Source organism: Staphylococcus lugdunensis (genome assembly GCF_001558775.1).
Classification (GTDB): Bacteria; Bacillota; Bacilli; order Staphylococcales; family Staphylococcaceae; genus Staphylococcus; species Staphylococcus lugdunensis.
The window spans coordinates 1,405,814-1,419,083 of the sequence record NZ_CP014022.1 but is presented as its reverse complement, the minus strand read 5'-3'; the positions used below and the strand labels follow the sequence as shown (position 1 = coordinate 1,419,083).

The following is a 13,270-nucleotide window of genomic DNA, read 5'->3' as shown; positions in this document are numbered from 1 at the left end:
ATTTTTGGAAATTCTATTTAATATTTTCTAATAAAGTTAGAAATATTGAACTTTTAGCATAAAGTTGTTATTTTATTCAAAATTAACTATGAAATACATGTTATTTTCCTATGGTTGTAAAATAAATTGTGTTAGCATTGTAAATGGTAACGGTTTCATAAAATGTGAAAAGGAGGGTTGTTAATGAATATTGAAGAAACAAAACGCTTTATTGAAGCGGGTCATCTTTCCGTAGGCATTGAATTTGGATCGACAAGAATTAAGACGGTAGCCATTGATGATGATTTTAATACAATAGCTACGGGCTCATTTGAATGGGAAAATAGTTTTGACAATGGCTATTGGACTTATTCCATGAATGATGCATGGGTTGGTTTACAAAAAAGTTATGGTGAAATGACACGATACGTTAAAGATACATATGATACGACTGTTAATCAAATAGCGTCATTAGGTATTAGTGGCATGATGCATGGTTATTTAGTATTTGATGAACATGATGATTTACTTGTACCTTTTAGAACATGGCGTAACAATAATGCGAATGAAGCAGCTACGGTATTACGTGAAGATTTTAATGTTAATATTCCCGAGCGTTGGAGTATCGCACAACTTTTTCAATCAGCGATGGAGACAGAACCCCATGTCGAACGTGTAAGATATATGACGACATTAGCGGGTTATATTCATTGGTATTTAACCGATGAAAAAGTGATTGGTATTGGTGATGCTTCCGGAATGTTTCCAATTGATAGTCAACGGCTAGATTATCGTCAAGATTTAATGGACCGCTTTAATAAGTTATTTGCGCAGCGTGGCTATAACCAAAAGATTGGTGACATTTTACCTCATGTTGTCGTAGCAGGTGAGTCTGCTGGTAGACTAACTGAAACAGGTGCAAAATTAATTGATCCAAATGGTGAGTTGCAGGCAGGATGTCCTCTTTGTGCCCCTGAGGGAGACGCAGCAACAGGTATGGTTGCAACGAATAGTGTAGCACCGCGTACAGGTAATGTTTCAGCAGGTACAAGTATCTTCTCAATGATTGTGTTAGAACAACCTATTCAACGTGTTTATCCAGAAGTAGATATTGTGACGACGCCAGATGGTTATGAGGTAGCCATGATTCATGCGAATAATTGCACGTCTGATATTAACCTATGGATAAATCTTTTTGAAGAAGTATTACAAACGATGGGCGTCAATTACGACAAAAATGAGCTTTTTACAAAAGTTTTTGAAAGCGCTTTAAACGGAGAGGATAACCTGGGAAATTTATTATCTTATGGCTATATCTCTGGGGAATTCATTACCGATGTACCTCAAGGTTATCCTATGTTAGTGCGGTCGGTAGATAGTAACTTTAATTTAGCAAACTTAATGAAAACGCATATTTATAGCGCATTCAGTACGTTGAAAATTGGCGTTGATTTATTGAAAGAAAATGAAAATATTACTATAGATTCTATGCTTGGTCACGGTGGTATTTTTAAAACTGAAAAGGTTGCGCAAACGTTTTTAGCAGCAGCGCTTGAAACAAATGTACGTGTCATGCAAACGGCAAGTGAAGGCGGTGCATGGGGCATTGCAGTATTAGCACAATATTTAAAAGACCAACGCAATAGTGATTTAGCCACTTATTTAAGCAACTATGCGTTTAAGAATACGACGTCTGTTGCTATTGAGCCAACTGCTGCAGAAGTGGAAAGTTTTCGAATGTATACTGAACGTTTCAAGCAAGGTATTCCACTTGAAAAATTAGCAGCAAAAAAATTCGGAATGTAAAAGTTTAAACAAAATAATGAAAGTGGGATGGAAACGTGGTTAATAAGATACAAAGTCAGCAAACAGAGCGTCAATTTTTAGGCTTACCAATGGTACTTATTTGGGGCTATGTTGCAGTGGCTATTTTTATGACGGGTGATGGTGTTGAGCAAGCGTTCTTGTCTAAATATATTGGGAGTCTAGGATTTAGTAGCTCAGAAGCTGGTAGAGTACTGGCTGTTTATGGCTTGGTTGTGGCTATCGCATCATGGTTATCAGGTGTGTTAGCAGAAATATTTAGCCCAAGACGTATCATGACATTTGCCTTTATTATTTGGATTATCTTTCATGTAGGATTTCTAGTGTTTGGTTTAGAACAACAAAACTATGCCATGATGCTTATCATGTATGGCATCCGTGGTTTTGCTTATCCAATGTTTATTTATAGCTTTGTTGTATGGATTACATATTCTTCACCTGCCTATAAACTCGCATCCGCGATGGGTTGGTTCTGGGCGATGTATTCTATAGGTATTGGTGTATTAGGTTCATATTTACCAAGCTTTACGATTCCATTTATTGGAGAGTTGGGTTCATTATGGTTATCAATTGTATTTATTCTAGTTGGTGGACTCATTGCAACGTTCTTGGTGAAAGATAAAAAAGGTGAAGACGTTGAAGCAAAGCGTATGACGACAAAAGAAATGTTTGCAGAATTTGGTCGAGGAATCACGCTGCTAGGTAATAAGCAAGTAGCTATTGCATTTGTGGTGCGAATTATTAACCAATTATCGCTATTTGGCTTAGTTGCTTTTTTACCGCGTGTATATACTGATGAATTTGGATTTACAACATCTGAATGGCTACGCGTATGGGGACTGATGTATTTTATCACAATCTTCACTAACTTATTCTGGGGTGTTGTCGGTGATAAAATTGGCTGGGTGCGCCAAGTGCGTTGGTTCGGTTGTATTGGCATGGCCTTATCAACTTTAGCCTTCTATTATTTGCCATCGTGGAGTGGTCCAAACATCTTTGTGACGACATTAATAGCGTTAATGTTAGGTTTCGCAGTGGCGGCATATGTACCGATGTCTGCTATTTTCCCAACATTAGTGCCGGAACATAAGGGTGCGGCAGTATCTGTACATAACCTGGCTGCAGGATTAAGTAATTTTTGTGGTCCTGCGATAGCAAGTGTCACATTAATGTTTACTACAGAAAAAGTAACTATTTGGGTCTATGCCATTCTTTATATCATAGGCTTCATCTTGACATTCTTTATGAAAGTGCAGCAACCAACGAAAGAAGTAGAAATAACAAATCAAGTACAAACGAATGAAGGAGTGTAATTTATGACAAATATTATTGATCAATTTAGAGTAAATGGTAAAGTAGCAATCGTAACTGGTGGGGCGATGGGTCTAGGTAAAGCAATGGCTGAAGCGCTAGCACAAGCAGGTGCAGATATTGTAATTGCCGACATTAAGTTAGATTTAGCAGAAGAAACAGCTCAAGCTATTGCACACAATGAAGGTGTTAAAACAACAGCATTAAAAGTAGATGTTACAAATCCTGATGATGTTAATAAGATGGTACAAGACGTTGTTAAAAAATATGGAAAAATTGATATTTTAGTTAATAATGCAGGAATGACAATTAATGAAAAAGCGGAAGATGTTTCTTATGAAAATTGGTTAAAAGTCATCAATCTTAACTTAAATGGGGTTTTCTTAGTGGCACAAGCAGTTGGACGCCAAATGATTAAACAAGGAAATGGTTCAATCATTAATACATCATCAATGTCTGGCTTAATTGCAAATAAACCACAAGAGCAAGCATCTTATAACGCATCTAAAGCAGGCGTCATTATGTTAACGAAAAGTTTAGCCATGGAATGGTCTAAATACGGTATTAAAGTAAATACAATCGCACCAGGTTATATGAAAACAGCATTAACTGAACCAATGTTTAATACTGGTGGCGATATGATTGATTATTGGATGGGAGCAACACCAATGGGTCGTCCAGGTGAGCCACACGAATTAGGCGGTATTGTCGTTTACCTCGCATCTGATGCATCAACATTTGCTCAAGGTAGTGTATTTACAATCGATGGTGGTTACACAGCATTATAATATAATTTCAAAACAGTCTGAGATATCAATCTCACAATAATAGCACAATGATGGTTTGCCATAATCATCGTTGTGCTTGTTTTATATTCAATGATCTTTTGAAATGTAAAATAAATCGCTAAATTTTGTTAAGGAATCGTATTAAATGGGATAAAAAATTAATAATTAATAATATTGTCAAAAATGGGGTGGTCAAAATGATTTGACTGGTATATGATAAAAGAAATTTCATACAGAAGGATGGAATATCATTGAAAAAGATTATACTAATTCTAATACTAACAATGTGTATGGCAATTTCTTTATATGGTTGCGAAGAGAACAAGAAAAAGAAAGTAGCAAAGAAGCCTGTTAATATTGAATATGTTGCGCCTCAATCACAAACGGGAAAGAAATATGACGATAAAATTGAGTCATTACAAAAGTTATTGTCTAAAGAGTTAAAAGCGCCTGTGAATATACAGCGTACAACTAGCGATTATAAGATGATTGAAGATTTAGCATCTAAAAAAATGGATGTGGCTATCATGTCGCCAGTAACCTATACAATTGGTCGAGATAAAGGAACAGTAGATGTTCTGTTAAAATCTAAAGACTATTTAGTTGATGATAAAGGAAATCAAACTAAGAAATTGGGAGATTATTATCGTTCACAAATTGTGGTTAAAAAAGATAGTGACATTAAAAAGCTTAAAGATTTAAAAGGGAAAAAAGTTGGGTTACAAGATGCAGATTCAGCTGCAGGATATATTTATCCATTAGCTGATTTGCAAAGAGAACATATTCCTAAAAGTGCATTGCGTGTGTCTCAATTTAAAGATGAAGATCAAGCATTAAAGACGTTGCTAGATGGAGATATAGATGCCGTGGCTACTTATGATGATGCACGTGTAGAGCTAAAAAAATCTAAACCTAATGTTTATAAAGATACGAGAGTCATTTATACATCAGATAAAATACCAAATGACACTATTTCGGTTCGTGTAGATTTAAGTGACGAATGGCGTAATAAAATTGCAAAAGCATTTATTAATGTCAGCAAAAAGAAAGAAGGACGTCAATTAATTCATGACCTCTTTGACCATGAAGGATATGAAAAAACAAGTGAAGCGGACTTTAAGAAAGTTAGAGATAACCGTATCTTGATAGACGGCTAGAAATATTAACAGAAGGGTATCACCATATCAGTTTGGGCATCATTATGTCCTAAGTTATGAACTAAATATTGGTAGTAGTTGATTGGATTGAAAATACGCTTATACCAAGCTGTTTTCATTCCTAGTCAACCTTGCTGGGGCGGGACTTCGAATTCATAATGCATTCTGTTCCGCTCCTTTTTTTACCAAAGATACACATTGTTTTGTAACACATAAATAAAATTTTAGACATACGGACGTCTAAAAAACACGATGATATCAAATTGTCAAAGCATTTTGTCACTATTAATACTGCAGTTTCTAAAGATATTTGATAGATTAATACTATAACATACGTTTCTATAAAACTATCACTTATTTAAATGAGTGAAATTTTCACAGAGATAATCTAAGGAGTGCAAAATGATAAATGTTGGGCAACAATTAAAAAAATATAGAATACAGCAAGGTTATTCACAAGAAGTATTGGCTGAAAAATTATATGTTTCTAGACAAACGATTTCTAACTGGGAAAATAATAAAAGTTTGCCCGATATCCACAATTTATTAATGATGTGCTCGCTATTTAATGTATCCTTAGATGATCTTGTTAAAGGAGACGTATATCAAATGGATAGAGAAGTAGTACGTAAGGAAATGAACAAATGGACATGGTGTATGTTAGTAACATTTGTAATAGCCGCTGTGTTGATAGGGCCTATGATACATTATTTTAGTTGGCTAGGATTATTTATCATATTGATTTTATACATGGTAGGGCTTTTTGCAAGTATACGAATAGACCGACTTAAATATAAACATAACATGGAAAATGCAGATCGTATTATTGCATTTATGAATGGAGAAGATCCTAATAAAGTTCAAGTAACGAAAAAACGTGAGCTCTTCACGAGTGCTTTAGCTTTTATCTGTTTTGTTGGTAGTATTATGATTATTGTACTGGCTAGTTTATGGTTAACTGATGTATTCTTATAAATTTAAAAATGGGGCAGTCATCACAGTTATTTCATTTAGCTGTGTTACTGCCCCTATATACTATCTACTTATGATTATTCTTTTCTTCACGACGTTTTAAGTAATAAGCGCCCCCGAGTAACCCTGCAGGCACACCAAGAATAGGTGTTGTTATACTACTTAAAATGATAACAGCTAGCGTTAATGTTATACCGTTAAACCAATTAACCTCTAAGTTTTTTAAATCCTCGTATGATTGTTTAACTAATTCTTTAAATTTCATGACAATACATCCTTTCAAAATATATTAATTTAATGCTTGTTTAATCTTATTGTTTGCATGGATAAATGAAATAACAGCAAATATTAAATAAACGATGGTATACACAACCATGACTACAATAACAGGTCTTAAATCTTGTTGACCTAATAAATTCATAAAAGCCAGAGCTGCGAATAAAGCATGTAATAAGGCAATCAATAAAGGTAAACCAAAGTTGAATAATATTTTAAAACCTATACCTTTCATCATATCAATATGCGTGAAACCAATACGACGTAAGATACGATAATTGCTCATTTCATCTTCGGTTTCATCCATCTGTTTAATATAAATAATACAACCCGCTGCAATTAAGAAGGCTAGACCAAGGAAGGAAGAAACAAACATTAAGATACCATTTGATTGATCTAGCATGGTTGTTGTTTGACTTTGAATCGTGACATTAGGTGCGACACGCTGAGCTATATGTTCGGCCTGTTTAAGCTGTTGATGCGTGTGAATATTATAGCCATAGTGTGTAGCAATGAGCTTATCATTTGCCAACGATTGGTATTTTTCCGGACTTACTTTTAATACAGGCCCGCCATTTGATGCAAGCATTGAAATCACTTCATCTTTATTTATTGCGTTAACGTTAAAGGTTTGTTGTGATTGTCCTTTAACAGTGACATTGCGATTTAAGTGAATGTTAACTATACCGCTTAATGGACCCTTGAGATTCGTTAGTGTTGCCTTATTACCATGTACTTTTTGATCTGGCATGATACCCAAGCTTAGTTGATTATTTGTATCATTTAATTTATTTTTTAGTGCTTCACTTTTGACAATTTTGGTCATTAAGACAGATACTTCTTTTTTATGATAACGAATGCCTTTTTGCTTTAACTGTTCTTCAAATTTTTGTGCAGAAGATGCTTTTGAAAAGTTGATATCTTGTGGTGACGTTGCCTTAAGTGTGTAATCAGTATTGGATTTACTAATGACACCAAAGCATAAAATCGTAACCGTGACCGCTGAAATGATTGCGATGATTGTTAGCGATAAAGCATTTTTCTTCATTCTGTGCATAATAGACGACGTAAAGACGACATCTGTAATATTAATACGCCCATGCTTTAATTTTTTCAAAGATTTAAAAATAATAGAAACTGAACTTCTGAAAAATAAATAGGCACCGACAATCGTTAAGAATAGAATAACAAAAGGTGATAACATTGTGAGTGTTAAGGCTTTAAATTGACCAAACATTTCCGTGGAAATATAATATCCAAAGGCTATCATGATGATACCTAATAGGCCGGCAACCGTTTCAGGTATGGTGATGCGTGCTTTAGTAGCTTCTGAAGATATATTATCTTTCATCATATCTAAAATGCTACGTTTCTTTAAAAAACGTCGATTTTGCAAAAATATCATAATAAAAGCTAATAGTAGCATGATCATGGTTTGAATCAACGCCATGGGTTCAAAACTAATTGAGACATTAATAGATAAATGCATCATACGTATTAAGATTGATAATAAAAGCTGTGAACCAAACGTTCCAATAAATATTCCTATAATACCTGTCAGTGCAAAAAAGGTAAACTGTTCTATTGATAACATACGTAAGATGTTATGTTTATTTAAACCAATCAATTGAAATAGTGCAAATTCTTTTGTTCGTCGTTTAATAAATAAATGATTGGTATACATTAAGAAAATGATAATAATAATGAAGAGAAAAATAGCACCTATCATTGCACCTTTTTGAACAATTGTACCAGCATTCTCGTTATTAATACTTTTTGTATATTGTAATGTGACAAAACTATAATACAGTACAATACTTAAAATAAGTGAAAATAAATACAACATATAGTTTTTGATGTTTTGACGTAAATTTTTTAAAATGATTTGATTAAACGTCATTAGCTACACCACCCATTGAAGACTGCAGTTGAATAATGCGGTCATAAAAGGCGCTTTTAGTGTGTTCACCTTGTCGGAAATCAGAATAAATAGCACCATCTTTTAACATAATGACACGTTGTGCGAAACTTGCTGCTGAAGGATCGTGAGTAACCATTACAATCGTTGTATTAAAGTGTTGGTTCATGTCTTCTAAACGATGTAGTAAATCTTGGGCGCTTTTAGAATCAAGCGCACCTGTAGGCTCGTCAGCAAAAATGATGCTTGGTTTATGAACGAAAGCACGAGCAGCTGCTGTTCTTTGTTGTTGACCACCAGAAATTTCACTAGGATATTTATGACTTAAGTCATGGATACCTAAGGCTTGTGTTACTTCGCTATAATTTTGCTCCATCTCTGCTGCAGATAACTTTTGTACTGATAGTGGTAACATGATGTTTTCTTTGACAGTTAACGTTGGTAAGACGCTATAGTCTTGAAAGATAAAACCTAGGTCTGTTTTACGAAATTGTGCAAGTTGTTTATCATTTAAGTTGTTTAATGTGTGACCATTAATTTCAACAGTACCACCTGATAATGTATCAATAGAGCTGATTACATTAAGTAACGTTGTTTTACCTGAACCAGATGGGCCCATAATTGCTACAAATTCTCCTTTATCAACCGAAAAGTTAATATCGTGTAGTGCTTTATATTTTTGTTTTTTACCATAAACTTTAGATAAATGATTAACATTTAATATAGGCATTGTGTCACTCCTCTTGTTTTATCGATATTTTTATTTTATGAGTTATTCAACACAAGCGCCTTTATCTAATCTTACAAACAATGATGTTTAACTTACAAAGTTGAAAGAAATAAATAATAACAAGCTATAGTTAATATGAGTTTTATTTTTAGCGGGAATAGATTATAATTTTAAAAATGAACTATGATAAAATAGAATATATCAAATAACGCAGATTATAAATTGTAAAATGAGACATAAGTCGTTAGCATAATAGAAATCTAAAATAATTAGGCGGGATAAAAGTGAAAAAAGAGATCTTAGAGTGGATTGTGTCTATAGCAGTTGCACTTATCATTGTAGGTATAGTTGTTAAATTTATTGGAGTTACATATTCAGTTTCGGGAGATTCAATGTATCCAACATTTAAAGATAGAGAAAAAGTAGTAGTGAGTAAAATTTCCAAAACGTTAGACCATATTGATAATGGTGATATCGTTGTCTTTAAAGAAGATAAAGATAGAGATTTTATTAAACGTTTAATTGGTAAACCTGGAGACAAAGTTGAGTATAAAGGTGACCAACTATATGTTAATAATAAAAAAATTGATGAGCCTTATTTAAAATATAACAAAGAGCATAAAAATGGTAAGTATCTGACAGGTTCTTTCAAATCGAGTGATTTGCAAAATGCTAATGGTGAGACGAAGATTCCTAAAGACAAATATTTAGTGTTAGGTGATAATCGTCAAAACAGTTTAGATAGTCGTTTTCCACAGGTAGGGCTTATTGATAAAGAACAAATTGTAGGTAAAGTTGTGTTACGTTTCTGGCCATTTGGTGAGTGGACAACAAAATTTAATCCTGGAACATTTGATAAGTAAATAATCAAAAGTAAGCGTACAATCTATGAGTAACAAAATAGATTGTGCGCTTTATTTTTTTGTCACATTTTGCTATAAAGATGATATAATGTTTTATAATTACATAATTGTATCAGGAGAAAATTAAATGAAAGTATTAAAGAATTATCAAAGTGTATTTATTATCTTATTTTTCTTACTTTTAAGTGCCATTACGCCATTAAGTGGTGATGATTGGACTTGGCGCACGCATGTTGGGATGGATAGATTAAAAAGTTTCTTTTATGACTATAATGGACGATATATCAGTAATATTATTGAGATTATCTTTGTGCGTTCAAGTTTTATTAGAGTGATAGGAATGACCATTTTTTCATCATTATTAATTTTATTAATGAGTCGTTTAGCATATAAGAAACGCGCGTTACAAAAAAGTATTGTCACATTAATTATTGTGATGCTTATGCCAACTCAGATTTTTGCTGAAACATTTGGATGGGTAGCAGGATATGTAAATTACGTAACTTCAGCTGTTGCCATGCTTTACTTTGTATTGTTGGGGCAGGCTATTGTTAATCGGCAATGGAAAGTTACACCGTTAAATGTTTTGCTAAATATTATTTTGGCAATTTTATCGATGTTACTTGTGGAACATGTAAGCTTATATTTATTGTTTGTCACTGTTTATTTTAGTATTATTTATTATTTAAAATATAAACGTATTTCTAAATATCTAGTCTATGGTTTTGTTAGTTTGTTTATTGGAGCTATAGTAATGTTCTCAAATAAAGCATATTATTCAATTGCTACAGCAAAAGATGCTTATCGCACGGTAGGTACAGACCAAGGCTTATTTAATGCGATGTTAGATATTTATTATACGCATAATATGTATTTGATTCCGCTTATTTTTCTAGCATGTGTTTATGTTGCTAAGAAACTGAATCGCATTGATAAAGTGAATGTGATATTATTACTCGGCATGTTTTTAGGAACGGTATATTTATTCTTTAACCATCGTAACTTAGAAGTACCACACCCTAGCATGACGCACATTGTAGCAGGTATATTATTTATTATTTACCTTGGTGCTTTTATAGGATTTGCTTTATATAATTTTTATCAAACATCACGTTTCGACATGTTAGTGCTGTATGCTTTAAGTACATTTGTCTGTACGGTACCATTTTTCTTTATCACACCATATGGTGGACGTACAGCATTAGCAAGTTTAATCTTTGTTCTATTAATTGTGTTAACCATGGTAGATGAGGTGACACCAGATGTTACCTTTACTTATAGTAATTGGATCAATGTGGGATTGATTGTGACGTTAGTCGTTACGATATTATTACCAATCGGTGAAAATAAGAAAACTGAAACGGAACGTACTCAAATTGTTGAACATCTACCTAAAAATACGAAAACAGTGGAGTTACCGGGCTTGCCATATCCACAGTTTCATCATATGGGAGACCCAACTGAAAATACCTATATGACACCATTTTTCAAATTGTATTATGGCATTGACTACAAAAAAACAAAGTTTATTATTAAAACACACTATCATTAATAAAAAATAAGTATTTATAAAAGGGAGCGGGACAAAATTCATAATGAATTCGTAGTCCCGCCCCGGCAAGGTTGACTAGGATTGAAAAAAGCTTGGCATTAGCGTATTTTCAATCCAGTCAACTAATGCCAATATAGAACTCAGAGCCTAAAATATAATTATGTCCCAGACTTTATTATATATTTAAAATGTATATAGATTAGTTTATTGGATTACACGGTTTCTTGACCACGTTTGTTCCAAGTTAAAATAAAGCTGAGCATAGCTAAAATGCTAACAATGGTTAATAAGATAAACCCAGCATCCCAGCCCATGTGATCAACAATAAAACCGAGTACGATGTTAGCCATCACTGCACCAAACAAATAGCCAAATAAGCCAGTTAAACCAGCTGCTGTACCTGCAGCTTTCTTTGGTACATAGTCTAGTGCTTGAAGGCCAATGAGCATAACAGGACCATAAATAAGGAATCCAATCATAATTAATGAGATATTATCTAACCAGGCATGTCCTGGTGGATTTAACCAGTAGATGAGTACAAAGACAGTAACACCTAGCATAAACAAAAATCCAGCTGGTCCACGACGTCCTTTAAAAACTTTATCAGATAGATAACCACAGATAATTGTGCCAGGTATTCCAGCCCATTCATATAGAAAATAAGCCCAACCAGAGCTTTTAAGATCAAAACTTTTTTCTTCACTCAAATAAGTAGGTGCCCAATCAAGCACACCATAGCGTACAAAATAAACAAAGATATTGGCAAAGGCGATAGCCCAAACCCATTTATTATTTAGCACGTACTTAAACAAAATATCTTTTGTAGTGAGTTCAGTTTCAAATGTTTCTTTCTTAGACGTCGGGTAGTCATCTTTATAAACTTCTATTGGTGGCAATCCTTGTGATTGTGGTGTGTCACGAACTAAAAAGAAGGCAATAATAGCTACAATGATGGCTAATAATGCAGGAAAGATAAACGCACCTTCAAACCCTTTTAAATAGCCTAAATGATATTGTGCTGTCACAAAAATACCCCAAGTTGCTAGTGGCGCCATTAATCCACCACCGATATTATGTGCAACATTCCAAATTGCTGTTTTACTACCACGTTCACTCACACTATACCAATGCACGAGTACACGACCAGACGGTGGCCATCCCATGCCTTGGAACCAACCATTGAGAAATAATAAAATGAACATAATAAGAATACTAGATGTGAAAAATGGTACAAATCCTAATAATAAGTTCACAACGGCCGTAAGGATTAAGCCAACTGTTAAAAAGATACGTGCATTGCTTCTATCACTTACCGTCCCCATCACAAATTTACTAAATCCATAAGCAATAGAAACAGCAGATAATGCAATACCGAGTTCTGCTTTACTAAATCCTTGTTCAATCAAAGCTGGCATTGCTAAAGAAAAGTTTTTGCGCAGTAAATAATAGCCTGCATAGCCAATAAAAATGCCTAAAAATACTTGCCAACGCAAACGCTTATAAGTTGCATCAACATCACTTTGTGGAAGTTGTTGTTTAGCTGCTGGCGGCTTTAAAAAGTTGAACATTTCAACACCCCTTTATTAAATTTACAAATACTTAACATCATCTTAATATAATTTTCTTGGTAATGGAATAATATTTTTATAATAAAAACAAATTAGTTATTAAAATATTATCGGTTAAAAATACATAATAAAATATATGGATGGTGGTCGAGAATGAGGTAAGGATATGTTAGTATAATGATAATTTATTATTGTATGTTAAAGGGAGCATGATGAAGATATTTGATTTTCAAGTCAATAATAGTATTCATTTCGAAAGATTAGAGATTGCTGAAGTAGATGCGTTATATCAACCTGTTGATTAATTTAGCTAATCATTATTTATAAATCAT

General features: G+C 33.6%; 11 protein-coding genes. 7 read left to right on the top strand and 4 right to left on the bottom strand.

The genetic code is table 11. The features are described from left to right. The first annotated feature begins 183 nt into the window (after window positions 1-183). The 5 genes from AL499_RS06720 (at window position 184) to AL499_RS06700 (ending at window position 6,034) form a co-directional block, all read left to right on the top strand. The gene (locus AL499_RS06720; RefSeq protein ID WP_002492011.1) at window positions 184-1,785 is read left to right on the top strand and encodes a xylulokinase; all 1,602 of its coding nucleotides are present in this window, start codon (window positions 184-186) and stop codon (window positions 1,783-1,785) included. Window positions 1,786-1,820: 35 nt separating this feature from the next. Beyond that, window positions 1,821-3,116, top strand: a complete 1,296-nt coding sequence (locus AL499_RS06715) for an MFS transporter (RefSeq protein ID WP_002461056.1) — start codon at window positions 1,821-1,823, stop codon at window positions 3,114-3,116. 3 nt (window positions 3,117-3,119) lie between these two features. Next, a complete protein-coding gene (locus AL499_RS06710; RefSeq protein WP_002479212.1) occupies window positions 3,120-3,902 on the top strand; it encodes a glucose 1-dehydrogenase in 783 nt (260 codons plus the stop codon). Between the two features lie 251 nt (window positions 3,903-4,153). Then, entirely contained in the window at window positions 4,154-5,059 is a 906-nt protein-coding gene (gene phnD, locus AL499_RS06705; RefSeq protein ID WP_002461059.1) for a phosphate/phosphite/phosphonate ABC transporter substrate-binding protein, read from the top strand. Window positions 5,060-5,464: 405 nt separating this feature from the next. Further along, window positions 5,465-6,034 carry a helix-turn-helix domain-containing protein gene (locus tag AL499_RS06700; RefSeq protein ID WP_037540915.1) on the top strand — a complete coding sequence of 190 codons (570 nt, stop codon included), beginning with the start codon at window positions 5,465-5,467 and terminating at the stop codon, window positions 6,032-6,034. Window positions 6,035-6,098: 64 nt separating this feature from the next. On the opposite strand, the gene AL499_RS06695 is transcribed toward AL499_RS06700, so the two are convergent. The 3 genes from AL499_RS06695 to AL499_RS06685 are packed head-to-tail and all read right to left on the bottom strand — an operon-like array spanning window position 6,099 to window position 8,955. After that, entirely contained in the window at window positions 6,099-6,296 is a 198-nt protein-coding gene (locus AL499_RS06695; protein WP_002461061.1) for a VraH family peptide resistance protein, read from the bottom strand. Window positions 6,297-6,320: 24 nt separating this feature from the next. Beyond that, on the bottom strand, window positions 6,321-8,207 hold the full coding sequence (locus AL499_RS06690) for an FtsX-like permease family protein (RefSeq protein WP_002492061.1): 1,887 nt from the start codon (window positions 8,205-8,207) through the stop codon (window positions 6,321-6,323). Beyond that, complete coding sequence (locus tag AL499_RS06685) at window positions 8,197-8,955, bottom strand: ABC transporter ATP-binding protein (protein WP_002492014.1); 759 nt, start codon at window positions 8,953-8,955, stop codon at window positions 8,197-8,199. The genes AL499_RS06690 and AL499_RS06685 overlap by 11 nt, the downstream gene beginning before the upstream one ends. Before the next feature lie 284 nt (window positions 8,956-9,239). Here AL499_RS06685 and lepB point away from each other — a divergent pair, with 284 nt between their 5' ends. Continuing rightward, the gene (gene lepB / locus AL499_RS06680; RefSeq protein WP_002461066.1) at window positions 9,240-9,818 is read left to right on the top strand and encodes a signal peptidase I; all 579 of its coding nucleotides are present in this window, start codon (window positions 9,240-9,242) and stop codon (window positions 9,816-9,818) included. 127 nt (window positions 9,819-9,945) lie between these two features. Beyond that, complete coding sequence (locus tag AL499_RS06675) at window positions 9,946-11,370, top strand: DUF6056 family protein (protein ID WP_002492069.1); 1,425 nt, start codon at window positions 9,946-9,948, stop codon at window positions 11,368-11,370. A 212-nt stretch (window positions 11,371-11,582) separates the two neighbouring features. Here AL499_RS06675 and glpT read toward each other — a convergent pair whose 3' ends face one another. After that, entirely contained in the window at window positions 11,583-12,938 is a 1,356-nt protein-coding gene (gene glpT / locus AL499_RS06670) for a glycerol-3-phosphate transporter (RefSeq protein ID WP_002479215.1), read from the bottom strand. Window positions 12,939-13,270 lie beyond the last annotated feature (332 nt).